Source organism: Kitasatospora sp. NPDC088264 (assembly GCF_040685715.1).
Classification (GTDB): domain Bacteria; phylum Actinomycetota; class Actinomycetes; order Streptomycetales; family Streptomycetaceae; genus Kitasatospora.
In genome coordinates, this window is record NZ_JBFBIR010000086.1 from 1 (window position 1) to 25,743 (window position 25,743).

Genomic DNA, 25,743 nt, shown 5'->3' on the forward strand with positions numbered 1-25,743 from the left:
GTCGTCGTCGTCCTGTTGATCACGACACGGTTGAAGGTTCATCCGTTCCTGGCGCTGGTGATCGGCGCTCTGGGTATCGGTCTCCCTCCCGGGCCGCGGCGTTCCGACGGGTACGGATCAGCCGCAGAACACCGGTGTGGCGTGCGCCGGATCCAGGGCGTTGGTCACCAGGTGCAGCGCCGTCGGCGAGAACGCGATCGCCACGTGCTCGGCGAGCGTGATCGGGCAGTGGTTCTGCAGCACCTCGTTGTCGACGGCCGGGCCGGTCAGGAACTGGGTCCGCCACGGGGTGACGACCTCGTCGTACACGGTCGAGATCACCGTGTAGGTCACGCCCGGCACGGTGTCCGGGCGGGAGGCCATCGTGCGGTTGAAGTCGGAGCCCACCGCCTGGTCGCGGCAGGCCTGGCAGACGGTGTAGATCAGGTCCGCGACGCCGGGGAAGTACGGCACGAGCTTGGTGATCCCGTCGAGCGTCGTGCCGTGGTTGGACGGCGCCAGGCCGACCAGCCGGCCGACCTTCGCGGCGCCGCCGAGGAACTTCAGGTAGTAGTTCGGCAGCATGCCGCCCTGCGAGTGCCCGACGATGTCGACCTTGGCCGCGCCGGTCGCCTTCAGCACCAGGTCGACGAACCGCCCGAGTTGGGCGGCCGACTCGGGCACCGGGCCCAGGCCGCCGATCGGCAGCAGCAGGCCGCTGCCGCTGGAGGTGACGCCCGGGATGGTGCCGTAGTCGAGCGCGAAGACGCAGTACCCGAGGCCCTTCAGCAGCGGGGAGAGGGCGAGCCAGTTCTCGTAGCGGTTGGCGAAGGTGCCGTGCACGAGGACCACCGGATCGGGGTGCGCGGCGCTCGGGCGGCAGTTCCAGTCGTTGGCGCCGGGCGGCGAGGCCACCGAGTCACCGTCGGGCGGCAGTTCGGCGGAGGCGGCGGCGGAGGTGATGGAGCGGGCGGCGGCGGGCGCGACGGAGGGGGACGTCGCGGCGCTCGCCGGGGCGGCCGACGCGCCGGCCAGCAGCGCGCCCGCCAGGACGGTCGCGCCGATGACCCCGCCGAGCCTGCGGCGCACGGGAGTTGCGGAGAAGCGGAGAAGTGGGGTTCTCAACTGTTGCCTCCACGGCGGAAGTTTGTTACCAACAGGTAACCCGAGTGGCTCCATCATGCGGTCGCCCCTCCGGCCCGGCCCTTGGGCGTTCCCCAGACCTGGACGGTGTTCTCTGTGACCGGTCACAACGCACCCGCCGCCTCGCCCGGCCGCTCACCCGACGCCACACCCCGCTCCGAGCCGCACTCCGCGCCCACCACCACCCCCGGCCGCGTGCCCGACCGCACACCCGTCCGCGCGCCCGACCACACCGCCGACCGGATGCCCGGCTGGCGCGTCCCGGTGATCGGCGGCCGGCCCGCCGACCAGCGACTCCTGGGCGGTGTAGGCGAGTTGGCCGAGAGCGTGGTCGCCGCACTGCTGGACCGCGTGCCCGTGTACCACCGCCTGCCCCGCGAACAGCTCACCGGCGAACTCACCCGCGACACCGAGCGCCGGATCCGCGCCCTGGCCCACGCCGTCCGCACCGGACTCCCCACCCCCGACGAGGAGTTCGCCGCCGTCCGGGAGGCCGCCGCCCGCCGCGCCGAGGAGTGCCTGCCGCTGGACGCCGTCCTGCTCGCCCACCATCTCGGGCTGGAGGTCTGCTGGGAGTTCGTCACCCGGCACGCCCGCGACGGCGACGCCGCCGACCTGCTCGTCCTCAACCGGCTGCTGCTCGACCAGCTCCGCCAGGCCACCACCGCCGCCGGCGCCGGCTACCTCGACGAACGCCGCCCGGCCGGCGACCGGCACGCAGCCGCCCGGCAGTCGCTGCTCACCGCGCTGCTCGCCGGCGCCCCGGCGGACGAGGCCGCCGCCCGGGCCGGACTCCGACTACCGCCCTGGTACGCCGTCCTGTGCCTGTCCGTCGCCGACCACCCCGACGAGCACGCCCCCGGCGTCGACCCGGGCATCGCCGGCCGCCGCAAGCTCCGCCGGCTCGTCGCCGAACTCGACCACCGGACGCGGCAGTCGGCGATCACCGCGCTCACCCCCTCGGGCGGCCTCGCACTCGTCCCGCTCGGCTCGCCCCCGGAGGCCCGGCCGGAGCGAGCGCCCGGGCGACCCGGCACGCCCGCCGAGCTCCCGTGGCAGCACCTGGCCGCCACCGTCGCAGCGGCCGCCCGGGCCGGGGGCGTCCCCGTCCTGGCCGCAGCGGCGGCCGCCGCACCTGGCGAAGTGCCGAGCGCGGCCGCGCTCGCGTACGAAGTCCTGGACGTGGCCCGCGCGTTCGACCGTCCACCCGGCCTGTACCGGCTCGACGACGTCCTGCTCGAATACCAGCTCACCCGCCCCAGCCAGGCCCGCCCCCGGCTCGCCGCACTGATCGAACCGCTCGCCGACGGCGGCGAGTTGCTCACCACCCTGCGCACCCACCTGGCCGGCGGGCTCAACCGGCGACACACCGCGGGCGCCCTGCACCTGCACCCGAACACCGTCGACTACCGGCTGCGCCGGATCGCCGCCCTCACCGGCCTCGACCCCGCCCGCCCCGCCGACGTCCTGCGGATCACCGCCGCCATCGCCGCCCGCGCCGCCGAACAGGCCCCCGCAGTCCGCTAGGGCGTGTCCGGCCAACGACACCCGCGCCACCGGGACGGCGGCGCGGGTGCATCAGTCCCGCTCCCCCGGCAACCGCAGGTCCCACCCCACCAGGGCCCGCAGTTGCTCCGCCGTCACGCCGTCCGGCACCGGCTGGGGCGCGTCGTGGCGCAGCGGCGGCTGCCAGCCCTCCTCGGCCGTCCACCGGCGGACCACCTTGGCCGGCGCTCCGGCCACCACGCTGTGGTCGGGCACCTCGCCGCGCACCACCGCGCCCGCCGCGACCACCACGTTGCGGCCGATCCGGGCCCCCGGCAGGATCACCGCGCCGGTGCCGATCCAGCTCCCGGCGCCGATCTCCACCGGTTCGTTGCGCGGCCACTGCTTGCCGATCGGCAGGTCGGTGGACCGGTACTCGTGTGCCTGGTCGGAGATGTAGACGCCGGGCCCGGTCCACACGTCGTCGCCGAGGACGATCGACTGGTGGCCCACGATGTGGCTGTCCCGGCCGATCACGCAGCCGCCGCCGATCCGCACGATCGGCTCGGGCCCGAGGTCGAGGCCGGGCAGGAAACCGGCGCTGATGGTGACCCGCTCGCCGATGATCGAGAACGGCCCGATGGTGATCCACTGCTCGTTGAAGACCGCGCCGAGCGGGAACGCCAGTGTCGTACCGTCGCCCAACTCGCCGAACCGGTACGGGCCCGGGCTCTGCCGGGTGACCGCGCCGGTCCGCTGTACCCAGCGCCAGCCCCGGTGGACGAGGCGGCCGGCGGCACGGCGGCCACCGGCTCGGACCGCGGAGAGCAGCGAACGGGTTATCGGCATGAGCTCACGTTACCGGCCCGTAGGGTCCGACCGGCGGCCGGGCGGTCAACATCACACCGGTCCCGCACCCGCCCTGGCCTGCGGCCTCCCACGGCCAGGCCTGGCCCTCCGCCCGGGCGGGTCCGAAAACCGCGACCGACGGCGGGCTCCGGTGCCACACTCCCTCCCATGGAGATCACCGAACACATTGACGCCCTGCGCCGCGAGGGCAGCCTGCTCGCCGAGGCCGCCGCCCGGACCGACCTCGCCGCCCCCGTACCGACCTGCCCGGACTGGAACCTGAACGACCTGCTGAGGCACGTCGGGAACGTCCACCGCTGGGCCGCCGCCTACCCCTCCCAGGGCGTGCGCGCGCCCCTCGACGAGGACGGCAGCCGGGCCGTGATCGGGCCGGCGCCGTCCGACGCGGCACTGCTGGACTGGTTCCGCGAAGGCCACGCCGCCCTGGTGGACACGCTCACCCGGGCCCCGGCCGACGTCGAGTGCTGGACCTTCCTGCCGTCGCCCAGCCCGCTCGGGTTCTGGGCCCGCCGCCAGGCGCACGAGACCGCCGTCCACCGCGCCGACGCCGACGCGGCGGCCGGCACCGAGGGCCCCCGGGTGGACACCGCCCTCGCCCTCGACGGCATCGACGAACTGCTGAGCGGCTTCGTGGCCAGCAGCCGCTCCCGGCTGCGCAGCGAACGGACCCGCACCATCGGGGTCCGGACCACCGACGGCCCCGGCTCCTGGCAGCTGACCATCACCCAGGAGCCGCCGGCCGTCGGCACGGGCGGCGCCGCCGAACCGGCCGACCTCACCCTCACCGGCCCCGCCCACGACCTGTACCTGCTGCTGTGGAACCGGCTCCCGGTCGGACCCGCGCAGGTCGAACTCGACGGCGACGAGGCGCTGCTCGAACTCTGGCGGACCAGCGCGGCCATCGGCTGAGGCCGCGCCGCACGTAGCTCGCGGCGCGCCGCGCGCTGGGAGCGGCCAGGGGTGGAGTGGCCCGGGGTCAGCGCACCCAGCGCGCGGGCCGCTTCTCCAGGAACGCCCGCATCCCCTCCTGCGCCTCCGCCGACCCGAACAGCCGCGCCGACAGCTCCACCAGCCCCTCCGCGTCCCGCTCGAAGGACCGCACCACCTCGGCGTTGGCCAGCCGCTTGGACTCCGCCAGCCCCTGCGGGGAGCCCTGGCGCAGCGCGTCCAGCAGGCCCTTCAACGCGACCCCGGTGTCCTCGGCGGACTCGGTGGCGCGGGTGATCAGGCCGATCCGGGCGGCCTCGGCGGCGTCGAAGACCTCGCCGGTGAGGTAGTAGCGGGAGGCGGCGCGCGGGTCCAGCTTGGGGCGCAGCGGCAGCGAGATCACGGCGGGCGCGAGGCCGAGCCGGACCTCGGTGAACGCGAAGGTCGCGGCCGGCCCGGCGAGGGCGAGGTCCGCCGCGCCGATCAGGCCGAGGCCGCCGGCCCGGGCGTGCCCGTCGATCACGGCGATCACCGGCTTGGTGCAGTCGACGATCGCCCGCTGCAGCTCGACCAGGCCGCGCGGGCCGACCGTCGGGTCCGCGCCGGTCGCCTCGGACAGGTCCGCACCCGCGCAGAACACCTTGCCGGTGTGCCCGAGCACCACGGCCCGGACCTCCGGGTCGGCCGCGGCGACCGCCAGACCGGCGTGCAGTTCGGCCATCAGCCGGGTGGAGAGTGCGTTGCGGTTGTGCGGCGAGTCGAGGGTGATCGTGGTGACGGCGTCGGCGGTGGTGACGCGGACGAGGGGCTCTGCGCTGGTCATCGGCGGGGCCTGCCTTCCGGCTGAGGGTGGGTCGGACTGCGGTGCCGCCCGGGTGCCCGGGCCGCGCCCGGACGACTCTGGCACGCCCACCCGCCCCTCGGCCAGAGCCAATCCTGCCCGAGGTGCCGATCGGGATCGAGGCCCTCGCGCCCGTCCGGGAGCGGCCGCGTCACCGGCCCTCGGCGTACCCTCCCCGTCGCCCGGCCCACCGGACGACGGGGCCCATCGCCAGGCCCGCCGCCGCCAGTACCGCGCCCAGGACGACCCAACCGGCCGGACCGAACCCGATCACGGCGGTGCTGACCAACGCCGGACCGGCCATCATCGCCGCCGCCGAACCCGCGTTGTACACGCCCTGATAGGCGCCGTGGTCACGCTCCCCCGCGAGGTCGTAGCTGAGCGCCCAGCCGCCGGCCTGGCCGAACACCTCGCCCAGCGACTGCAACGCGATGCCGCCGAGCACCACCACGGCGGCGACGATCGCGGGCAGGCCGTGCGCGAGTCCGATGACCAGGCACGAGGCGGCGAGCAGCAGCCCCCCGCGGCCGCAGAGCCGGGCGGCCGTCGACCGGTCCTCCGTCCCCCGGGTGGCCCGCACCTGGAGGGCGATCACCAGCAGGGTGTTGACGATCAGGGTGCCTGCGACGGTGATCCGGGGCGCCTCGGTGTCATGGATGATCCACAGCGGCACGCCGACCTCCAGGACGGCGAACTGCAGGGCGAGGACCGCGTTCAGCACCGTCACGACCAGGAACGGGCCGTCCCGCAGCGCCGGATTGCGCCGCTTGCCCCGACCGGCCCCGTCGGCCTCCGGTCCCACGGGCGGCGCGACCGGGGCCGCATGCGCGAGGACGGGGAGACGGTGGAACAGCACGGCGACGACCACGAAGGAGGCGGCGTCGGCCAGAATCGCCGTCAGATAGGCCGGCCTGGTGTCCACCTGGAGCGCGATCGCGCCGACGGCCGTCCCCAGGCAGAGGCCCACGTTGGTCACCACCCGCAGGTAGGCCCGGCCCGCCACCCGGCGGTCGGGCGGCAGCACCTCGGCGTAGAGCGCGTTCCGTACGGCTGCGGACCCGCGGTCGGCGGCCGAGACCCCGCAGGCCAGCACCACGAAGGCCGGATAGCTGTGCACGAGCGTGTACCCGGCGGTGCCGACCGCCTGCGCCGCGACCAGCACGACCAGCACCGGCCGGGCGCCCCAACGGTCGGCGGCCCGCCCGGCCGGCACGCTCGCGACGACCCCGCACAGGCCGGCGGCGGTCAGCCCGAGCCCCAGCTGGGCGGCGCTCAGACCGAGCACCCGGGTGAAGAACAGCACCGCGACGGACAGGGACAGGCCGCTGCCCATCGTGTTGACCAGGGTGAGCCCGGCCAGCCGCCGGACCATCGGGTCGGGGTGCAGCCGCCGTCGCACGGCGCTGACGAGCCCGCCGCCGGCCTGCGGGCCTGCGGGGCCTCCTGGGTCCGCGACGTCTCCGGGGTCTGCGGTCGTTGCGGCGTTTCCGGTCGTTGCGGTGTCTGCGATCGTTGCGGTGCTTGCGGTGCTTGCCGTGATGGCGGCGCCTCCGGGCATGGCGGGGTCGGGTCCGGACGTCTCCGCCGGCGAGGTGGTGGTCATGTGCTGATCACACCGCCTGGCGGCCCGGGTCCGGTACTCCTTTAGGCTCTGGCTAAAACCACGCGCCCCACGCGCCCCAGCCCCGGCGCCCACGCGCCGCGTCGCAGGAGACCGCCCCCGTGCACCGCTTCACGCTCGGCCTGGCCGACCTCGCCACCACCTGGTTCGCCGTCTCCCCGATCCAGGAGGCCTCGCTCAGCCTGCGCATGTGGACCCACCCCGGCGTCTACCAGCTCCAGACCCCCGCCTTCGAACGGCTCCGGCCCGCCTTCGAACGGCTGGACTCCACGCTGCTGCTGTCACTCATCGCCGGGAACCGCTGGATCCCCGACTTCCTGACGCCCCGCCCGGCCTCGCCCGCCGCCGACTTCCGCACCGAGCTGGCCACCGTCCGCGCGCTGCCGCCGGAGCAGCTGCGCCCCGAACTGGAGCAGGTCTTCCTGCCGCACGGGCGGCCCCTGCCCGCCGCGCTCGCCGCCGGACTGGCCGACCCGGCACGGCTGTTGCAGCGGATCGCCGACGCGCTGGAGGAGTACTGGGAGGTCTGCCTCGCGCCGTCCTGGTGGCCGCAGGCCCGTGCGGTCCTGGACGCCGACCTGGTCTACCGGGCCCGGCTGCTCTCCCGGCACGGCGCGGCGGCGCTCTTCGCCGACCTGGACCACCGGCTGCACTGGGAGGACGGCGTCCTGTCGATCAACCGCCGGTGGACGGACTGGGACGCGGAGACCGCCGTGGACGGCCGCGGCCTCGTCCTCATCCCGACCTTCTTCGCCCGCGGCGCGATCACGATGATCAGCAACGAGCGTGCGCCGCAGATCAGTTACCCGGCGCGCGGCCAGGCGGGCATGGCCGGCCCGGGGACGCCGGTACCGTCGCGCGCTCTGGAGGCGCTGGTCGGCGCGCCGAAGGCCCGGCTGCTGGCCCTGCTCGCCGAACCCGCCTCCACCACCGACCTCGCCTACCGGCTGGGCGTCACCCCCGGCGCGGTCAGCCAGCACCTGTCCGTCCTCGCCGCCACCGGCCTGGTCACCCGGGCCCGGCACGGCCGCTCGGTGCTGTACCTGCGCAGCCCGCTCGGGGACGAGCTGACGGGGGCGAACAGGTGACGGAGTTCGCCCTCGTCTTCCCCCCGACCGGCCCGCACCACGGCGGCTGATCCCCCAACTCCCCAGTGGTACAGACCTGTTGACGCATTGGTCCAGTCCTCCTACAGTGCCCATGCCCCGCCTCCCCACGGCGCGGGCACCCATCGCACACGCACCAAGCACCGCGGTTCTACGTCACCCTGTCCAACCCCCACAGCCACAGGGAGAACCATGTCCGCTCGATCCCGGGCCAGGCGCCCGCGCGTGCGCAGCAGACTGCTGGCACTGCTCTCCGTCCTGGTCCTGCCCCTCGCCGCGCTCACCGCGCTGGCCGCCCCGGCGAACGCCGCCGGAAAACTCACCGCCTCCTTCACCACCGCCGACAACGGCTCCTGGTGGCAGGGCACCTACATCGTCCACAACGACAACGCCACCGCCGTGACCGGCTGGACCCTGGAGTTCGACCTGCCGGCCGGCGTCACCATCGGCAACAGCTACAACGGCACCGCCACCGTCAACGGCCGGCACGTCACCGCGACCAACGCGTTCTACAACGCCACCGTCAACGCCCACAGCACCACCGAGCCGTACAGCTTCTGGTTCGTCGGCAACGGCCCGGTCGCCACCCCCACCAACTGCCGCATCAACGGCGACAAGTGCGACGGCACCGCCGACGTCCCACCGTCCGCGCCGGGCACCCCGGCGGTCACCGAGTCCACCGCGCACACGCTCGCCCTGACCTGGCCGGTCGCCACCGGCGGGGACTTCCCGGTGGCCTCCTACGACGTGCTCAACGGCGCCGTCGTAGTCGGCTCCAGCACCACCACCAGCGCCCTGCTCACCGGGCTCACCCCGGCCACCACCTACACGCTGTCCGTCCGGGCCAAGGACAGCCGCGGCAACACCGGACCGCTCAGCGTGCCCGTCACCGCCGCCACCTTCGACCCGTCGACCGACCCGGTCCCGCCCACCGCGCCGACCAACCTCCGGACCACGGCGATCAGTTCGTCGGACGTCACGCTCGCGTGGAACGCCGCGACCGACAACGTCCGGGTCGCCGCGTACGACGTCTACCAGGGCGGCACGCTGGTGGCGACGGTCAGCGGCAGCACCCTGACCGCGACGGTCGGCAGCCTGTCCCCGTCCACCACCTACACGTTCACCGTGAAGGCCCGCGACCCCGCCGACAACGCCTCTCCCGCCTCCGCCCCGCTCACCGCCACCACCTCGGACCTGGTCGGCGCCGGAAAGTACGCCCGGGTCGGCTACTTCGTCCAGTGGGGCATCTACGGCCGCCAGTACTTCGTCAAGAACCTCGACACCTCCGGCAGCGCGGCCAAGCTCGACGTCGTCAACTACGCCTTCGAGAACATCGATCCGGTCAACCTGACCTGTCTGGCGGGCGTCACCAAGGGCACCACCGCCAACCCGCAGGACCCGGACCAGGGCACCGGCGCCGGTGACGCCGACGCCGACTACGCCCGCCCGATGAGCGCCGACCAGTCGGTGGACGGCGTGGCCGACGACGGCTGGGGCAAACTCCGCGGCAACCTCAACCAGTTGAAGAAGCTGAAGGCCAAGTACCCGAACCTGAAGGTGGTCGTCTCACTCGGCGGCTGGACGTACTCCAAGTACTTCTCGGACGTCGCCGCCACCGACGCGTCCCGCCAGAAGTTCGTCAAGTCCTGCCTCGACGTGTGGATCAAGGGCAACCTGCCGGTCTACAACGGCGCCGGCGGCGACGGCGTGGCGGCCGGGATCTTCGACGGCATCGACCTCGACTGGGAGTGGCCCGGCTCCGCCGACGGCCACGCGGGCAACCACTGGAGCGCCAACGACAAGGGCAACCTGACCCTGCTGCTGGCCGAATTCCGCAAGCAGCTCGACGCGTTGGGCGGATCCCACAAGCTGCTCACCGCCTTCACCCCGGCCGACCCGGCGAAGGTCGCCGCGGGCTGGGACCTCACGAAGATCTTCAGCTCGCTGGACATCGCCAACGTCCAGGGCTACGACTTCCACGGCTCCGGCAGCGACAACTCCTGGGAGCCCAACCGCACCGGCCCCCAGGCCAACCTCTACGCCGACCCGAACGACCCGTACAACTTCCACTTCAGCGTGGACGCGGCGGTCCAGACCTACCTCGGCGCCGGGGTCAACCCGCGCAAACTCACCATCGGCTTCCCGTTCTACGGGCGCGGCTGGCAGGGCGTGGCGGACGGCGGCGCCTCCGGCGTGTGGCAGTCCGCGAACGGCGCGGCCCCGGGCCAGTTCAGCGAGGAGGCCGGCACCCGCGGCTACAACAACCTCATCACCGGCGTCCCCAACCTGACCGTGTACCACGACCCCAAGTCCATTGCGACGTACGGCTACACCGGAGCCGGCGGCCAGTGGTGGACCTTCGACGACGCCTGGTCGATCGCCCAGAAGACGGCCTACCTCAAGTCGAAGAACCTGCTCGGCGGCATGATCTGGGAGATGTCCGGCGACACCCCCTCCGGCACGCTCATCAACGCACTCGACTCCGGTCTCAAATAGCCGGAGGGCATGGCCCGTTGGGCCGGTAGGGCAGCAAGGGCCGGCGCTCCGAGAACGACGGAGCGCCGGCCCGCGCCTCAGGTGCCTCAAGCGCCTCAAGCGCCTCACGTACCTGACGGGCCTGACGGGCCTGACGGGCCTCCAAGGCCGAATGCGCCTCCCGTCACCGGGACGCCATCGCCGCCAGCTTCCTGGCCGCCCGGTACTGCCGGAGCACCTGCGCGAAGGAGGTGTGCCCCTGGGTGGTCCGGGCGAAGGCCCGCCAGGCCGGCGCCACCAGGCAGACCGCCGCGTGGAACAGGTACGGGCGCCGCTCGAAGGCGCCCAGCAGCTGCTTGCCGGCGCGCATCTCCACGCCCAGCCCGGCCTTGATGGCGAACGCGTAGTTCAACGCCTCGCGCCGCACGTCCGCCGCCTTGCCCGCCTCCGCGACCTTCACCGCCCACTCGCCGGCCAGCCGGCCCGAGCGCAGCGCGTAGGAGATGCCCTCGCGGGTCCACGGCTCCAGCAGTCCGGCCGCGTCCCCGGCGACCAGCACCCGGCCGCGGGAGAGCGGCGAGTCCTCGGCCCGGCAGCGGGTCAGGTGCCCGGACTCCACGCTCGGGGTGAAGCCGGACAGCCCCAACCGCCGGATGTAGTCGGCGAGATACTGCTTGGTCCGCTCGCCGTCGCCGCGCGCCGAAATGACGCCGACGGTCAGACTGCTCGACTCGGTCTTCGGGAACACCCAGCCGTAACTGCCGCGCAGCGGGCCCCAGTCGAGGTGGATCCGGCCCGACCAGTCCGCGGCGACCTGCGGCGGGACGGGGATCTCCGCCTCCAGGCCGAGGTCGATCTGGTCGAAGGTGACACCGACGTGCCGGGCGATCCGACTCGCGCTGCCGTCCGCGCCGACCACCGCGCGCGCCTCGAAGGTGCGCCCGTCGGCGGCCGTCACCAGCGCCGTCCGGTGCTCGCCGCCGCGCTGCTCGACGCCGGTGACGGTCACTCCGGTGACCAGCACCGCCCCGGCCTGCTTGGCCGCCTGCACCAGGCGCAGGTCGAACTCGTCCCGGTTGACCAGGCCGAACAGCATCCGCCGGGACCGACGCGTCCGGGTGAACCGCCCGTCGTAGGCGAAGGTGACGGCGTGCACGCGGTCCTGCAACGGCAGCCGGAAGTCGGGCGGCAGGCTGTCCCGGGACGGGCCGATGATGCCGCCGCCACAGGTCTTGTAACGGGGGTGCTCGGCCTTGTCGAGGAGCAGCACCCGCCGGCCCTGGACGGCGGCGGCGTGCGCGGCCGAGGCTCCGGCCGGTCCGGCGCCGACCACCACGACGTCCCAGACACCGTCGAGCGGCTCGGGCGCCGACCGACCGACCCTCGGCGCGGTCTCGGTCTCGGCTTCGGTCGCGCCGTCGGTCTCGGTCCCAGCCTCGGTCGCGGCTTCGAACACCGTCTCGGTCCCGGTCTCGGACACCGTCTCGGGCGCCCCCTCGGACGCCTCGCCTGACGGCTGACCTGACGACCGGCCTGACGGCCGTCCGGGTACCTCGGCGTCGAGCGGCGAGACCTCGGTGTCGAGTGGGCTGCGGGAATCGGAGCTTCCGGAGTCAGTCACGTCGAGCAATCCTATGCGTCCGCCGAGCCCGCCGCTGGCCGCGCCGCCCCGAACGCCAGACCGAACCCGGATCGAACCCGGACCGAACTCAGATCGAACCCGGGCCGATCCATCGGGCCGATCCACCAGACGGTGCGCCGGGCGGGATCGCCGGGCAAAACCACCCGATCGGACTGTTCGAGTCCGCCTATGATCGGCGGTACCCAAACCGCCCCCTCCGCCCGCACCACCCCTCGGGCGAAGCCTTCCCCTCGGAGCCCCGATGTCACAGCCGCTGGCCGACGCCGTCCGGTCCCTGATGGACCGTGCCCGCACCGACCTCGCCGAACTGGTCGCCTTCCCCTCGGTCGCCGACCCGCGCCAGTTCCCGGTCGAGGAGTGCGAGAAGGCCGCCCGCTGGGTCGCCGACGCCTTCGCCGCCGAGGGCCTGACCAACGTCCAACTGCTGGACACCCCGGACGGCACCCAGTCCGTCTACGCCGAACTGCCCGGCCCCCAGGGCGCGCCGACCGTGCTGCTCTACTCGCACTACGACGTCCAGCCCCCGCTCGACGAGAGCGCCTGGCTCAGCCCCGCCTTCGAGCTGACCGAGCGTGACGGCCGCTGGTACGGGCGCGGCGCCGCCGACTGCAAGGGCAACATCCTGATGCACCTGACCGCCCTGCGAGCCCTGCGGCAGGTGTACGGCGACGGCTACCCGGTCGGTCTGAAGATCATCGTCGAGGGCTCGGAGGAGCAGGGCACCGGCGGCCTGGAGCGCTACGCCGAGGCCCACCCCGAACTGCTCGCCGCCGACGCCATCATCATCGGCGACACCGGCAACTTCGCCCCCGGCCTGCCCACCGTGACCGCCTCGCTGCGCGGCATGACGGTCGTCGAGGTCGCGGTCACCACCCTGGCCGGCAACCTGCACTCCGGCGCCTTCGGCGGCGCCGCCCCGGACGCGCTGCAGTCGCTGGTCCGGATGCTCGCCTCGCTGCACGACGAGCACGGCGACGTCGCGGTGGCCGGACTGACCGGCGGCCAGACCTGGAGCGGTGTCCAGTACTCGGAGGCGCAGTTCCGCTCCGACGCCAAGGTGCTCGACGGCGTCGCCCTGACCGGCACCGGCACCATCGCCGACCGCCTGTGGGCCCGCCCCGCGATCACCGTCCTCGGCATCGACGCCCCGCCGGTGATCGGCGCCACCTCCTCCGTCCAGGCCGCCGCCAAGGCCCTGGTCAGCCTGCGCGTCCCGCCGGGCAGCGACCCGACCGCCGCCCAGGACGCGCTGGTCGCCCACCTGGAGGCGCAGGTCCCGCTCGGCGCCCGTCTGACCGTCGAACGCCAGGGCACCGGTGCCCCGTTCAACGCCGACACCACCGGCCCGGCGTACGAGGCGATGGGCGAGGCCATGGCCGAGGCCTTCGGCACCGAGATGGTCGCCTCCGGCGAGGGCGGCTCGATCCCGCTCTGCAACACGCTGCGCTCGCTCTACCCGAAGGCCGAGATCGTGCTGATCGGCGTCGAGGAGCCGACCACCCAGATCCACGCGGTCAACGAGAGCGTCGACCCGCAGGAGCTGGAGCGGATGGCCCTCTCCGAGGCCCTGTTCCTCCGCCGCTACGCCGAACTGCGCTCGGTCTGACGCACGTTGGTCCGGGGGCCGCCGTCGGCGGTCCCCGGCACCGGCCGCCCGCCCCGGAACCTGCGGGCGGCACCCGCCACCACCGCGTAACCGACCGCCCCCACCGCGAGCCCGGCCCCGGCGCCGAAGCAGAACTCCGGGATCAGGTTCCGCCGCAGCGGGACCAGCCGGTGCAGCACCCCGACCGCCGTCGCCGCGCCCAGGGCCGCGACGGCGGCGCGGCGCGCCCGGGGAGCGAGTGCCACGGCCGGGCGGACCGGCTCCACGCCCCGCGCCGCCCGCACCGCCCAGCCCGCCATCGCGGCCAGAGCCAGCGCCGAACTGCCGTACTGCAGAGCCGAGTAGAGCGGAACCCCGGCCACCTCCCGGTCCAGCACCGGCAGCAGCCGGACACCCAGCCGGCCTTCGTGGGTGAACGCGTCCCAGCCGACGTGGGTGGCCGCACCGATCGCCGCCGACGCCGCGAACCACGCCGCCCCCGCACCCGCCCCGGCTCCGGCGGACCGCCGGACCGTCAGCACCTCGGCCGCGCCCGCCCACCGGTCGGGCAGCAGCGCCACCAGCGGCGCGCGCAGCAGGCCGTGCCAGCCGGCCACCAGCGCGCCCGCGATCGCCACGTCCAGCGTCGGCACGGCCCACCAGCGGTGCGTCAGACCGCCGTGGCCGTACACCCCGGGCAGCAGCGACTCGGCGAAGAACGGGACGTCGGGCGCCATCGATCCGGCGACCAGCGCCGAGGCGACCAGCGGCCCGCGCTCCCCGGCGGCGCGCAGCAGGGGCAGGACGGCGGCGGGGTGGCTCAGTGTGAACGGCATGCCCCCATCCTCCCGCCCCTGCCGAGCCATCGGCCAACGACCTGGGCCAACGGCCAGCGCCTCTGGACAGCGGCCACCGCCTCTGGACGGCCCGGCACCCGGGGCGGCCCGGCACCCGGGCTCGTCAGGCACCCCAGGCGGCTACGCCGCGTCCGCCGTGCTGGCCAGGCCGAGCGCGACCCGGCGGCCCGCCTCCAGGTAGCGCAACTCGCCGCTGCGGCGGGCGTCCAGGGCGGCGGCGAGGCGGCGGTAGCGGCTCGGGGGCAGCAGGTCGGCGGCCTCGTCCAGGGTGACGAAGCGCCAGTCGCGCAGTTCCTCGGCCTGGAGCAGCAGGTTCTGGCGGGAGGCGGCGTCCAGTTGGCCGCCGTCGTACATCAGGCGCAGGCCGCCGCGGCGCGGGCCGGTGCGCGGCTCCCAGTCGACGGCGAGCAGGCGCAGCCCGGTCGGGTCGAGCCGCAGGCCCAGTTCCTCGGCGGTCTCGCGCAGGGCCGCGTCGGTGGGGGCCTCGCCGCGTTCGACCACGCCTCCGGGGAAGTCCCAGTCGGGTTTGTAGACGGGGTCGACCAGCAGGACGCGGTCCTGTTCGTCGAAGAACAGGACGGCGGAGGCCACGGTGTCCCCGGTCGGGTCGGGGGTCTGGACGATCGGGCAGCGGGCGGCGCCGACGCGGACCAGTTCGGCGATCCGGTGGGCGGTCTCGCGGGGGGTGAGCTCGCTGGTGTCGAGCATCCGGGCGTCCTCGACCAGCCAGCGCCGGGCGGCCCGGTAGCGGGCCACGTGCTCGAAGCACCACGTGCGGACCCGCTCGCTGGCCTCCGGATCTCCCGGGCACTCGTCGCGGTGGGCGATGCGGTGACGCAGGATCGTTTCTTCTGGGTCCAGGACGAAGTGGTGCACCGCTATGCCGTGGGAGGCGAGGTCGCCGAAGATCTCGTCCCGGTAGTCCTCCCTGAGCAGGGTCATCGGGACCACCAGCGGGCCCGCGACCTCACTGAGCAGCGCGGCCGCCGTCTCGGGGACGAGCCGGCGCCAGGCCGCCAGGTCCTGGAAGTCGGACACCGTCGCCAGCCGGTCGGCCGGGAGCATCCGGCGCAGGCCGAAGCCCACCAGCTCGGGATCGAAGAGCACGCTCCCGGGCAGCAGTTCCACCAGCTCGCGGCAGGCACTCGTCTTGCCCGCCCCGAATGTGCCATTGACCCAGACGATCACAACGTCCCCTGCCCTCGACTTGCCCCGATGCCGTTCGCACCGGGCAGCGCCCCCGTCGGCCGAACCAGCGCCACCCGTGGTGGTACCCGCGCCACGCCGCTCCCCATACCTCCCCACCGCGCCCGCCGTTGCGCCCCACTCCGCCCCTTGACAGGGGCATGTGCCCAGGCCAGCCGCCTTCCGGGAGAAATATGTAGACCGGTCTACATCAAAGTTGCACCCTGCTCACACCCTGCGCGCACAGGAAGTCGGCCCGTCCGACTTCCTGTGCGCCATCATCACCCCAGATCACCTCGCATCACCCCCTCCACCCGACTATGTAGACCGACCGACAGATTTCTCCCGGCAATATCTAGACCGGTCTGCATAATTCAGTAGACCGGTCGACATATTCTTCCCCGCGCCCCTCGCGCGCCCCCCGGCGCCCGCTTGCGCCGCGCGCACCCCAGCACGTACAGAGGAACGATGAAGCTGCTCCCAGCCGGCCGCGTCATCGTCATCGGCTCGATCAACGCCGACCGCATCCTCCGCTGCCCCGTCCTCCCCGCCCCCGGCGAGACCGTCCTCGCCACCGCCGCCACCCAGGGGTTCGGCGGCAAGGGCGCGAACCAGGCGGTGGCGGCGGCGCGCATGGGCGCCGCCGTCCACCTGGTCGCGAAGGTCGGGCACGACGCCGACGGCGCAGCCGCGGTCACCGACCTGCGCGGCGCGGAAGTCGAGACGGCCTCCGTGCTCACCCACCCCGACGCGCCGACCGGGCAGGCGATCGTCATGGTCGACCCCGCCGGCGAGAACAGCATCGTCGTCGTCCCCGGTGCCAACGCCCACCTGACCGCCGCCGAGGTCACCGCCGCACTCGCCCGCCTGCACCTGCTCCCCGTCGACGTGCTCCTCACCAGCGGCGAGGTCCCCGAGGAGTGCATCCGAGCGACCGCCGCCGCCCTGCCGGCCGACGGCACCCACTGGGTGCACAACGCCGCCCCGGCCGGCTCGCTCCCCGACACCGGTCCGACCGGGCGCCACCCCCTGGTCGTCGCCAACGCCGTCGAGGCCCGCCAGCTGACCGGTGCCCCCACCGTCGAGGAGGCCGCCCGGGCCCTCGCCCGCCGCGCCGACGGCGTCGTACTCACCCTCGGCGGCGAGGGCGCGCTGGTCGCCACCGAGGGACGGTCGGCCCGACTGCCCGCCCCCGCCGTCCAGGTCGTCGACACCACCGGTGCCGGCGACGTCTTCTGCGGCGCCCTCGCCGCCGGACTCGCCCGCGGCGCCTCCCTCCCCGCCGCGGCCGCCACCGCCGTGGCCGCCGGCGCCTTCGCCGTCACCGCCCTGGGCGCGCGTGGCGCCCTCCCCCGCCCGACCGACCTCTGACCAGCCGCTTCCCGACGGGCCTGGGCGGGCCGGGCTCACCCCCGGTGGGGGCGCCCGGGCCACAACTCCCGAACGCCCCGGCTCACGTGCCTAGCAGCACTCGGTCTACGGCCGCCCCATGTACGACGGGTAGTAGCCGCTGCTGATCCCCGAGATCCGGATCAGCGTGCCCGGCCGCGCCGCCTCGACGTACTGGTTGTTGCCCAGGTAGATCGCCACGTGCTGGATGCCCCGTTTGGTGCCGTTGGGGGACCAGAACAGCAGGTCGCCCCGGCGCAGCTGGCCGGCGCTGATGGGCGTGGTCGCCGCGTACTGGTCGTTGGCCACCCGCGGCAGGTTCACCCCGCCGCGTCGGAAGGCCTGCTGCACGAGGCCCGAGCAGTCGTACCCGTCCGGCCCGTTGCCCGCGGTCCGGAACGGCTTGCCCAGTTGGCTCAGCGCGAACTGCACGGCGGACTCGACGCCCTGGTCCCCCGCCACCTCGCCGGCGGCCGAGCCCGACGAACCCGACGAGGACGACCCGGACGACCCGGACGACGACGGGGACCCGTCCCCCGTCCGCGCCACGTACACGTCGTAGTGCGTGGTCCAGCGCCACTCCCCCTTGCTGTTCTTGAACCAGTACCGCGACCCGTCCCAGCCTTGCTTGATCCCCCCGCTCGACTTCGCGCCCGTCGACGGGGCCTTCGCTGCGGAGGAGGATCCGCCCCCCGTCCGCGCCACGTACACGTCGTAGTGCGTGGTCCAGCGCCACTGCCCCTGACTGTTCTTGAACCAGTACCGCGAGCCGTCCCACCCGGCGTGCGCCGGTGCCGACTCGGCGGCGACGGCGGGGCTGACGCCGGGGCCGACGCCGATCACACCCGCACCGGCCACGATCACGGCCACCATGCCTATCCCCCGGCGCACCCGCGCGGCCCGCGAGGGACGGACGGGGCGGACGGGGCTGACGGTGGCCGCCAGCTGGTCGACGGTGGTGGCAGCGTGCTGCCCGGTCGGTTCGTCGGCGGCACCCGGCGCGCCGGTGTTGACGGTGGTCATCCTGCTGTCTTCCCTCACTGCTGCGAACTGCCGCCACGGGGGCGGCTGCGGAATCGGCTACGGACACGCACGTCCCGGTGAGACGGCACGCACGGCTCGGCAGACCCCGCCCGGCATGCCACGGCCTCCGGTCGTGCGACCGGGAGCCGCGGCATGCCGGGCGGGGATTCAGTTCTGCCTGCGTGTCACGGTAGGCACGCGTCCGCTCACGGCGCGCAGTGGAGTGAGCCAATGGAAGGGTTCACGGCCGGTGAGCACCGACGGGGTATCAGGGTGAAGGCCAGTCATCGGGCTGCTTGCCCGACGCCCCCTCACCCCTGCTGGTCCGCCTCCGCCAGCAGCTGCTTCTTCAACACCTTTCCCAGCGCGTTCCTGGGCAGTTCGGGCACCAGCACGACCCGGCGCGGCCGCTTGTGCGCGGACAGCCGCTCCGCCACGAAGGCCGTCAGCTGTTCCCCCGTCACGGCGCCGTCCGGGATGACGTACGCGACGACGGCCTGCCCGAGGTCCTCATCCGGCGCACCGACCACCGCCGCGTCGGCGACCGCGGGGTGGTCGCGCAGCGCGGCCTCCACCTCACCGGCGCCGATCCGGTAGCCGCCGCTCTTGATCAGGTCGACGGAGGCGCGACCGACGATCCGGTGGAAGCCGTCCTCACCGATCACGGCGACGTCCCCGGTGCGGAACCAGCCGTCAGCCGTCCAGGCCTCGGCGTCCGCGTCGGGCCGGTTGAGGTACCCGCTGAACAGGGTCGGCCCGGCGACCTGCAACTCTCCGATGCTCTCCCCGTCGGAGGGCACCGGCGCGCCGTCCTCGCCGACCAGCCGGGTGCGCACCCCGTCCAGCGGCAGGCCGACGCTGCCGGGCCGACGCTCGCCGTCCGCCCGGGTGCTGACGGTGATCAGCGACTCGGTCATCCCGTAGCGCTCGATCGGGGCGTGCCCGGTGAGCGCGGCCAGCTTCTCGAACACCGGTACCGGCAGCGGCGCGCTGCCGGAGACCAGCAGCCGGGCCGAGGCCAGCCGACCCGCCGCCCCGGGGTCGGCCGCCACCCGGGACCAGACGGTCGGCACCCCGAAGTACAGGCTGCCGCTCGCGGCCGCGTACCCCTCCGGGGTGGGCCGCCCGGTGTGCACGAGCCGGCTGCCGGTCCGCAGGGCGCCGAGGACGCCGAGGATCAGTCCGTGGACGTGGAACAGCGGCAGGCCATGGACGAGGGTGTCCTCGGCGGTCCACTGCCAGGCCGCGGCGAGCGCGTCCAGGTCGGCGGCGATCGCCTGGCGCCGGATCACGGCTCCCTTGGGCGCCCCGGTGGTGCCGGAGGTGTAGAGGACGAAGCCGGTGGCGTCCGGCGCGGGCTCGGCGAACGTGGTGGCGGCGCGGTCCGCCGGGTCGACCGGCACCCCCTCCACCTCACCCGGCACCGCGTCGCCCACGGCGTGCGCGAGCAGCACCGCACCCGAGTCGCGCAGGATGTGCTCGCGCTCCTTGGGCCCGGAGTCGGGCGGCAGCGGCACCACGGGCACGCCCGCCAGCAGGCCGCCGACCACGGCGACGACCGTCTCGACGGCGGGCCGGGCGAGCACGGCGAGCGCGGGCGCACCGGCCACCCGGTCGGCGACGGCGGTCGCCGCGCCCAGCAGTTCCTCGCGGGACAGCGCCCGCCCGTCGATCCGCAGCGCGTCCGCCGCGTCCCCGTAGTCGCCCTGAAGTGCGGTCAGCAGTGCCATGCTTCCGTCCTCGCCCTCGTCTCACGCTGTCGCGCCGACTCTACGGGCCGCACCCGGACCGTCCGTGGGCAGCGGTCACCAGCCGCCGCCCACCTGGCTTGTACCGACCTGTGCCGGAAACGCCGGAGGGCGTGGCACCGGGTACCCGGTGCCACGCCCTCCCACTGCCGTGTGCGGGGATCAGCCCTTGCGGGCCTTCACCTCGGCGGTCAGCTGCGGCAGCACGGCGAACAGGTCGCCGACCACGCCGTAGTCGACCAGCTCGAAGATCGGGGCCTCCGGGTCCTTGTTGACGGCCACGATGGTCTTCGAGGTCTGCATGCCCGCCCGGTGCTGGATGGCACCGGAGATGCCAGCCGCGATGTACAGCTGCGGCGAGACCTGCTTGCCGGTCTGGCCGACCTGGTTGCTGTGCGGGTACCAGCCCGCGTCGACGGCGGCACGCGAGGCGCCGACGGCCGCGCCCAGCGCGTCAGCGAGTTCCTCGACGACGCCGAAGCCGGCCGCCTCGCCGACGCCACGGCCGCCCGAGACCACGATCGCGGCCTCGGTCAGCTCCGGACGGCCGGTCGAGACCCGCGGGGTGCGCGAGGTGACCTTGGCCGCGTTGCCGGTGAACTCCACCGCCACGTTCTCCACCGCGCCCGCGCCCGCAACGGCCTCGGGGGCCACCGCGTTCGGCTTGACGGTGATGACCGGCACGCCCTTCGTCACCTTCGACTTCACCTGGAAGGACGCGGCGAACACCGACTGGGTGGCGACCGGGCCACCCTCACCGGCCTCCAGGTCGATGGCGTCGGTGATGATGCCGGAGCCCAGCCGCAGTGCAACGCGGGCGGCGATCTCCTTGCCCTCACCGGAGGAGGTGACCAGGACGGCGGCGGCGTCGTTGGCCTTGGCGATCTGGGTGAGGGCGTCCACCTTCGGGACGACCAGCTGGTCGGTGAACTCCGCGCCGTCGGCGACGTACACCTTGGCCGCGCCGTACTCGGCGGCCTTGGCCGCGAGGTCGGCGGCGGCAGCACCGGCGCCCAGCACGACCGCGGACGGCTCGCCAATCCGGCGGGCCAGGGTCAGCAGTTCGAGGGCCAGCTTGCGGACCGCACCGTCGGCGTGGTCCACCAGAACCAGGATCTCAGCCATGATTCGTTGCTCCTGATCGATCGTTGGATGCGCGAACGGGGGGGACTAGATGAACTTCTGGTCGGCGAGGAAGCCGGCGAGCTGCCTGCCGCCCTCGCCCTCGTCCTTGACGACCGTGCCCGCGGTCCGCGCCGGACGCGCCGCCACCGACTCCACCGCCGTCCACGCACCCGCCAGACCGACCTCGTCCGCCCCGATGCCCAGATCGTCCAGATCCAGCGACTGGACCGGCTTCTTCTTCGCCGCCATGATCCCCTTGAACGACGGGTACCGGGCCTCACCCGACTGGTCCGTCACCGACACCACCGCCGGCAGCGCCGCCTCCACCAGCTCCGTCGCCGCGTCACCGTCACGACGACCCCGCACCACACCGCCCTCGACCGACACCTCCGACAGCAGCGTCACCTGCGCCACACCGAGGCGCTCCGCCAGCAGCGCCGGCAGCACACCCATCGAACCGTCCGTCGACGCCATCCCACCGATCACCAGGTCGAACCCGGTCTTCTCCAGCGCCTTCGCCAGCACCGCCGACGTCCCGATCACATCCGAACCGTGGATGTCCTCGTCATTCACGTGCACGGCCTTGTCCGCACCCATCGACAGCGCCTTGCGCAGCGCGTCCTTCGCGTCGTCCGGCCCGACCGTCAGCACCGTCACCTCGGCGCCCTCGTTCGCCGCCGCGATCCGCAGCGCCTGCTCCACGCCGTACTCGTCGAGCTCCGACAGAAGGCCGTCCACACCCTCCCGGTCGGTGGTGTGGTCGTCCGCGAACCGACGGTCACCCGTCGCGTCCGGCACGTACTTCACACAGACAACGATCCTCAAGCTCACGGCCTGTCTCCTGTACTGGTCTCGTCCGGCGGCTGCGGCTGTGCAAGCGGGGCGCGAACACGGTGCGCGCCCGCTCCGGGCAGCGGGTTCCCGTGCCGGTCCGGAACTTCCTGGCAGCATACTCGGCAGTAGTCCAGTGGTCACTACTGGCCAGTAGCTTAGGCCGGGCGGCTGCACTTCCGTCTGCGCCCATCCTGCCCCAGGGCAGCCCCGACACCACCTGATCGGACTACATATCCGCCGCAGGATCGCCGGGGCCCTGGCTCACACCGCCTCGCCGAGCGCCGCGATCACATCCACCTTGCGCGGCAGTCCGGCCGCCCGGCGCACCACCCGGCCGCCCCCGTCCAGCACCAGGACGGTCGGCGTCCGCAGGATCTCCAGCCGCCGAGCCAGCTCCAGCCGCTCCTCGGCGTCCACCTCGACGTGCGCCACCCCGTCGACCATGCCGGCCACCTCCGCGAGCACCCGGCGGGTGGCCCGGCACGGCTGACAGAACGCCGTCGAGAACTGAACCAGCGTCGCCCGCTCGCCGAGCGCCCCGCCCAGCTCCGCCTCCGACAGCCGTACCGCCCCGCCGTTGGTGCGCACCCTCAGCCTCCCGTCGTGCCGTGCCCGTAGCAGCCCGAAGGTGGTCGCCGGCGCCGACACGACGACGCACACCACCAACCGGCCGTCCCCAGTCTGCGGCAGCGGCCCCGGGCCTCGAAAGGGAGGTCGACCACCGGGCCGGGCCCGCGTACGATCGCCGGGTGGAATCCGACCGCACCGCACCGCCGTTGCTGACCTCCCGCCGCGTCGTCGACCTGGGCCGGGCCACCACCACCCGCTGTCGCTGACGCGCCCCGCCGCCGCCCGTCGCGACCCTCCCGGAGCCCTCGTGCAGATCGATCCCCGCGGTCCCCGCTTCGCCGCCGCGCTCACCTCGGTCGTGCTGGCCGCCGCCCTCATCACCGGCAGTGACGTGCTGCTGGCCGTCCAGGCCCTCGTCTTCGCACTCGGCGCGTTCGGCGGCCTGCGGCTCTCCCCCTACGACTGGCTCTACCAGACCTTCCTCCTCCCCCGACTGGCCCCGCCCTCCGAGACCGAGGACGAGCGGCCACCCCGCTTCGCGCAGGGAGTCGGCCTGGTGTTCGCCGCCGTCGGCGCCCTCGGCTTCCTCACCGGGGTGGCCTGGCTCGGCCTACTGGCCACGGCCTTCGCCCTGGCGGCGGCCTTCCTCAACGCCGCGTTCGGCTACTGCCTCGGCCGTGAGGTCTACCCCTTCGTCCGCCGCGCCCAGGGGCGCCTCGGCGCCGGAGCCTAGCCACCCCTTGGGCCCCCTGGGCCTCCGGGACGGACCGGGCCTCCAGGTCGCCGGGGAGGGAAAAGTTCCCACCCGAACTCATCACGGAGATCACACCGCGAATATCCGCTTGACCGCACGGCTCAGGTGACAGCAGGCACTCGTTCGGGGGATCATCTCCGTGAATCACCCGTGACCGCCGCGGCGTGCCGCGCTCCGGTCGGCCCCGCTCAGCGACGCGGGTACCCGCCGTACCGGGCTCCGGCCCGTGGAAGTCAGGACTGACCGTGGCAGAGTTCGTGTACCCGCCGGTGATCGGCGCCGCACTCACCGCCTTCCGTGCGCTCGACGTGCGGATCAAGATCGTAGGCGCCGAGAACATCCCCGCCAGGGGCGGAGCCGTACTGGTCAGCAATCACATCAGCTACCTGGACTTCCTCTTCGCCGGCCTCGGCGCCTACCGCGGCGGCAAGCGCAAGACCCGCTTCATGGCCAAGGACGACGTCTTCAAGCACCGGGTCTCCGGCCCGCTGATGCGCGGCATGAAGCACATCCCGGTCGACCGCACCGACGGGCAGCCCGCGTACGAGGCCGCCGTGCGCGCCCTCAAGGCCGGCGAGGTCGTCGGGGTGTTCCCCGAAGCGACCATCAGCCGCTCGTTCATGCTGAAGAAGTTCAAGACCGGCGCCGCCCGGATGGCCGCCGACTCCGGCACCCCGCTGCTGCCCGTCATCCTCTGGGGCACCCAGCAGCTCTGGACCAAGGGCCGTCCGAAGACCCTGACCAAGCGCCACGTCCCCGTCACCATCATGATCGGCGAACCGATTCACCTCGGCCCGAACGACAAGCCCGTCATGGTCACCAGGCGGCTGCGCGCGGCCATGAGCGAGATGCTCGACCAGGCCCAGCGCGAGTACCCCGGCAAGCCCTCCGGCCCGGACGACACCTGGTGGCTGCCCACCCACCTCGACGGCACCGCGCCCACCCTGGAGGTCGCCGAGGCCGAGGACGAGGCGGAGGCCCTCGCCAAGGCCGAGCGCCGCGCCGCCCGGGGCTGACCAGCCCCGCCCCGGTTCCACCCCGCGCCGCCCTCCCGAGACCTTCTACTCCGTGTGACCGACCGAACGCCAGGCGTCGCGTGTCGCCCGGTCGCCGACGCTCCCCGTCTGACACAGTGACAGCCCCTTTGAGGGGCCTTCGTCCTGCATCGGAGACGGAGCGAACGCCGGAGAGGTCGGAAAGGTCGGAGCGGAAATGACACGGATGACCCGCACACGGCAGTCCCCCAGGTCCACACCCGAGGCCCGCACCCGCGCCAGCGCCGGTGCGGGCCTTCTGCTGCTGAGCGCCCTGCTGACCGGGTGCGGCGCCGAACCCGGTGAGATCCCCCTGTCCGAGATCCAGGCGGACGCCCCCTCCACCGCAGCCGAGTCGACGACCGCCGCCGCGAGCCCCGGCGTGGTCGGCGCCGCCGCCGGAACGCCTGCGGCCACCGCACACAACGGTCTGATCGTCGGCGGGGTCTTCCTCAACACCGCCCGCACCACCAGCGCCATCGTCACCCTCGCACCCGACGGCACCGGTTGGCACCAGGTCACCCAGCCGCCCGACCGCACCCGCGACGACCGCCCCGACTGGTCCCCGGACGGCAGCACGATCACCTTCGACCGGACCGACCCACGAAGCGGCGCCGCCCGCCTCTGGACGGTCTCCACCAACGGCGACGGCGCCCACCAGATCGACCAGCTCTGCGAGACCGGCACCGCCGACTGCACCAACGAGGACGAACGCGCCCCCGCCTACTCACCCGACGGCAAGCAACTCGCCTTCAGCCGCTCCTGGGGCGCCCTCGACCCGGCCGACAGAAACCAGATCCAGTACTCGGACCTCTACCTGATGAGCCCCGACGGCACCGACGTCCAGCGGCTCACCTTCCTCACCAACGACAAGCCGTACTCCGGGCAGGTCAGCAACCCCAGTTGGTCCCCCGACGGCAAGCAGCTCACCTTCGAGTACCGCACCGGTGCCACCGGTCAGCCCGCCAACAGCCGCGCCATCTACGTCGTCGCCGCGGACGGCACCGGGTTGCGGCAGCTCACCCCCTGGGAACTGCGCGCCGGAGACCGCGCCAACTGGTCCCCCGACGGCACCCAGATCCTCTTCACCACCTACCCGGCCGGCCGCACCGACGCCCCCGGCGGCGGCATCTACACCGTCCACCCCGACGGCACCGCCATCGGCGCGCTGACCCCCGCCCCATCCAACGTCTTCTACGGCACCGCGTCCTACGCGCCCGACGGCAAGTCCATCGTGTTCGCCGAGGCCCCCGCCGGCTCCGAGGCCGACCTCTACACCATGCGGCCGGACGGGACGGGCATCGCCCGGCTCACCAACGACAGGGACGCCTGGCTGACCCGGCCGGCGTGGGGAACGGCGGCGGTACCACCTCAACCCGATGGCCGGGCATCAGCCCAGGCACAATCGCGGCCGTGGGAAGAGGACGAGGAACTCCAGGACGAGTGAATCACAACGCAGAGAACCCCCATCCGGTTTCCCGGATGGGGGTTCTCTGTGAATGATTGTTCGGCGGCGTCCTACTCTCCCACAGGGTCCCCCCTGCAGTACC

At 73.7% G+C, this 25,743-nt stretch carries 21 protein-coding genes; 9 read left to right on the plus strand and 12 right to left on the minus strand.

Annotated features, from left to right (window positions below):
- Positions 1-117: 117 nt before the first annotated feature.
- Positions 118-942, minus strand: a complete 825-nt coding sequence (locus tag AB0O82_RS35715; protein ID WP_363588765.1) for an alpha/beta fold hydrolase — start codon at positions 940-942, stop codon at positions 118-120.
- Between the two features lie 276 nt (positions 943-1,218).
- On the opposite strand from AB0O82_RS35715, the gene AB0O82_RS35720 reads away from it, so the two are divergent.
- Positions 1,219-2,649, plus strand: coding sequence for a helix-turn-helix domain-containing protein (locus tag AB0O82_RS35720; protein ID WP_363588730.1), 1,431 nt, complete (start codon positions 1,219-1,221; stop codon positions 2,647-2,649).
- 51 nt (positions 2,650-2,700) lie between these two features.
- On the opposite strand, the gene AB0O82_RS35725 is transcribed toward AB0O82_RS35720, so the two are convergent.
- Positions 2,701-3,456, minus strand: a complete 756-nt coding sequence (locus AB0O82_RS35725) for a DapH/DapD/GlmU-related protein (RefSeq protein WP_363588732.1) — start codon at positions 3,454-3,456, stop codon at positions 2,701-2,703.
- Between the two features lie 168 nt (positions 3,457-3,624).
- On the opposite strand from AB0O82_RS35725, the gene AB0O82_RS35730 reads away from it, so the two are divergent.
- Complete coding sequence (locus AB0O82_RS35730) at positions 3,625-4,386, plus strand: maleylpyruvate isomerase family mycothiol-dependent enzyme (RefSeq protein ID WP_363588734.1); 762 nt, start codon at positions 3,625-3,627, stop codon at positions 4,384-4,386.
- A gap of 67 nt (positions 4,387-4,453) precedes the next feature.
- Here the strand turns inward: AB0O82_RS35730 and AB0O82_RS35735 are convergent, their stop codons facing one another.
- On the minus strand, positions 4,454-5,227 hold the full coding sequence (locus AB0O82_RS35735) for an enoyl-CoA hydratase family protein (RefSeq protein WP_063350153.1): 774 nt from the start codon (positions 5,225-5,227) through the stop codon (positions 4,454-4,456).
- Between the two features lie 169 nt (positions 5,228-5,396).
- On the minus strand, positions 5,397-6,644 hold the full coding sequence (locus AB0O82_RS35740; RefSeq protein ID WP_363588736.1) for an MFS transporter: 1,248 nt from the start codon (positions 6,642-6,644) through the stop codon (positions 5,397-5,399).
- A 323-nt stretch (positions 6,645-6,967) separates the two neighbouring features.
- Here AB0O82_RS35740 and AB0O82_RS35745 point away from each other — a divergent pair, with 323 nt between their 5' ends.
- Together AB0O82_RS35745 and AB0O82_RS35750 are read left to right on the plus strand one after the other, a co-directional pair.
- Positions 6,968-7,954, plus strand: coding sequence for a helix-turn-helix domain-containing protein (locus AB0O82_RS35745; RefSeq protein ID WP_363588738.1), 987 nt, complete (start codon positions 6,968-6,970; stop codon positions 7,952-7,954).
- 210 nt (positions 7,955-8,164) lie between these two features.
- Positions 8,165-10,468: a glycosyl hydrolase family 18 protein gene (locus AB0O82_RS35750; RefSeq protein WP_363588740.1), complete on the plus strand. Its 2,304-nt coding sequence runs from the start codon at positions 8,165-8,167 to the stop codon at positions 10,466-10,468.
- 163 nt (positions 10,469-10,631) lie between these two features.
- Here AB0O82_RS35750 and AB0O82_RS35755 read toward each other — a convergent pair whose 3' ends face one another.
- Positions 10,632-11,783 carry a geranylgeranyl reductase family protein gene (locus tag AB0O82_RS35755; RefSeq protein ID WP_363588767.1) on the minus strand — a complete coding sequence of 384 codons (1,152 nt, stop codon included), beginning with the start codon at positions 11,781-11,783 and terminating at the stop codon, positions 10,632-10,634.
- 547 nt (positions 11,784-12,330) lie between these two features.
- Here AB0O82_RS35755 and AB0O82_RS35760 point away from each other — a divergent pair.
- Positions 12,331-13,695: a dipeptidase gene (locus AB0O82_RS35760; protein WP_363588742.1), complete on the plus strand. Its 1,365-nt coding sequence runs from the start codon at positions 12,331-12,333 to the stop codon at positions 13,693-13,695.
- Here AB0O82_RS35760 and AB0O82_RS35765 read toward each other — a convergent pair.
- Positions 13,671-14,510, minus strand: coding sequence for a DUF4184 family protein (locus AB0O82_RS35765; RefSeq protein ID WP_363588744.1), 840 nt, complete (start codon positions 14,508-14,510; stop codon positions 13,671-13,673). The genes AB0O82_RS35760 and AB0O82_RS35765 overlap by 25 nt on opposite strands.
- 141 nt (positions 14,511-14,651) lie before the next feature.
- A complete protein-coding gene (locus AB0O82_RS35770; RefSeq protein WP_363588746.1) occupies positions 14,652-15,719 on the minus strand; it encodes an NUDIX domain-containing protein in 1,068 nt (355 codons plus the stop codon).
- A gap of 465 nt (positions 15,720-16,184) precedes the next feature.
- On the opposite strand from AB0O82_RS35770, the gene AB0O82_RS35775 reads away from it, so the two are divergent.
- A complete protein-coding gene (locus AB0O82_RS35775) occupies positions 16,185-17,087 on the plus strand; it encodes a PfkB family carbohydrate kinase (protein WP_363588748.1) in 903 nt (300 codons plus the stop codon).
- Positions 17,088-17,192: 105 nt separating this feature from the next.
- On the opposite strand, the gene AB0O82_RS35780 is transcribed toward AB0O82_RS35775, so the two are convergent.
- From AB0O82_RS35780 to AB0O82_RS35800, 5 genes are all read right to left on the minus strand, one after another.
- Positions 17,193-18,128 (minus strand): C40 family peptidase, encoded by a 936-nt coding sequence (locus AB0O82_RS35780; protein WP_363588750.1) that lies wholly within the window; start codon positions 18,126-18,128, stop codon positions 17,193-17,195.
- A 311-nt stretch (positions 18,129-18,439) separates the two neighbouring features.
- The gene (locus AB0O82_RS35785) at positions 18,440-19,858 is read right to left on the minus strand and encodes an acyl-CoA synthetase (RefSeq protein WP_363588752.1); all 1,419 of its coding nucleotides are present in this window, start codon (positions 19,856-19,858) and stop codon (positions 18,440-18,442) included.
- Between the two features lie 180 nt (positions 19,859-20,038).
- Complete coding sequence (locus AB0O82_RS35790; protein WP_363588754.1) at positions 20,039-21,001, minus strand: electron transfer flavoprotein subunit alpha/FixB family protein; 963 nt, start codon at positions 20,999-21,001, stop codon at positions 20,039-20,041.
- 45 nt (positions 21,002-21,046) lie between these two features.
- The gene (locus AB0O82_RS35795; RefSeq protein WP_363588756.1) at positions 21,047-21,832 is read right to left on the minus strand and encodes an electron transfer flavoprotein subunit beta/FixA family protein; all 786 of its coding nucleotides are present in this window, start codon (positions 21,830-21,832) and stop codon (positions 21,047-21,049) included.
- A gap of 264 nt (positions 21,833-22,096) precedes the next feature.
- The gene (locus AB0O82_RS35800; protein ID WP_363588758.1) at positions 22,097-22,498 is read right to left on the minus strand and encodes a thioredoxin family protein; all 402 of its coding nucleotides are present in this window, start codon (positions 22,496-22,498) and stop codon (positions 22,097-22,099) included.
- Positions 22,499-22,712: 214 nt separating this feature from the next.
- Here AB0O82_RS35800 and AB0O82_RS35805 point away from each other — a divergent pair, with 214 nt between their 5' ends.
- The 3 genes from AB0O82_RS35805 to AB0O82_RS35815 all read left to right on the plus strand — a co-directional run bounded on the left by AB0O82_RS35805 (position 22,713) and on the right by AB0O82_RS35815 (position 25,640).
- The gene (locus AB0O82_RS35805) at positions 22,713-23,138 is read left to right on the plus strand and encodes a DUF4395 domain-containing protein (RefSeq protein ID WP_363588760.1); all 426 of its coding nucleotides are present in this window, start codon (positions 22,713-22,715) and stop codon (positions 23,136-23,138) included.
- 266 nt (positions 23,139-23,404) lie between these two features.
- Positions 23,405-24,175, plus strand: a complete 771-nt coding sequence (locus AB0O82_RS35810; RefSeq protein WP_350887852.1) for a lysophospholipid acyltransferase family protein — start codon at positions 23,405-23,407, stop codon at positions 24,173-24,175.
- A gap of 205 nt (positions 24,176-24,380) precedes the next feature.
- Complete coding sequence (locus tag AB0O82_RS35815; protein ID WP_363588763.1) at positions 24,381-25,640, plus strand: hypothetical protein; 1,260 nt, start codon at positions 24,381-24,383, stop codon at positions 25,638-25,640.
- Positions 25,641-25,743 lie beyond the last annotated feature (103 nt).

What these genes read in the sequence shown, in the direction of transcription:
- AB0O82_RS35725 (WP_363588732.1), bottom strand. Translation starts at nt 3,456, where the DNA reads ATGCCGATAACCCGTTCGCTGCTCTCCGCGGTCCGAGCCGGTGGCCGC.
- AB0O82_RS35730 (WP_363588734.1), top strand. Translation starts at nt 3,625, where the DNA reads ATGGAGATCACCGAACACATTGACGCCCTGCGCCGCGAGGGCAGCCTG.
- AB0O82_RS35735 (WP_063350153.1), bottom strand. Translation starts at nt 5,227, where the DNA reads ATGACCAGCGCAGAGCCCCTCGTCCGCGTCACCACCGCCGACGCCGTC.
- AB0O82_RS35750 (WP_363588740.1), top strand. Translation starts at nt 8,165, where the DNA reads ATGTCCGCTCGATCCCGGGCCAGGCGCCCGCGCGTGCGCAGCAGACTG.
- AB0O82_RS35760 (WP_363588742.1), top strand. Translation starts at nt 12,331, where the DNA reads ATGTCACAGCCGCTGGCCGACGCCGTCCGGTCCCTGATGGACCGTGCC.
- AB0O82_RS35765 (WP_363588744.1), bottom strand. Translation starts at nt 14,510, where the DNA reads ATGCCGTTCACACTGAGCCACCCCGCCGCCGTCCTGCCCCTGCTGCGC.
- AB0O82_RS35775 (WP_363588748.1), top strand. Translation starts at nt 16,185, where the DNA reads ATGAAGCTGCTCCCAGCCGGCCGCGTCATCGTCATCGGCTCGATCAAC.
- AB0O82_RS35780 (WP_363588750.1), bottom strand. Translation starts at nt 18,128, where the DNA reads ATGACCACCGTCAACACCGGCGCGCCGGGTGCCGCCGACGAACCGACC.
- AB0O82_RS35785 (WP_363588752.1), bottom strand. Translation starts at nt 19,858, where the DNA reads ATGGCACTGCTGACCGCACTTCAGGGCGACTACGGGGACGCGGCGGAC.
- AB0O82_RS35790 (WP_363588754.1), bottom strand. Translation starts at nt 21,001, where the DNA reads ATGGCTGAGATCCTGGTTCTGGTGGACCACGCCGACGGTGCGGTCCGC.
- AB0O82_RS35815 (WP_363588763.1), top strand. Translation starts at nt 24,381, where the DNA reads ATGACCCGCACACGGCAGTCCCCCAGGTCCACACCCGAGGCCCGCACC.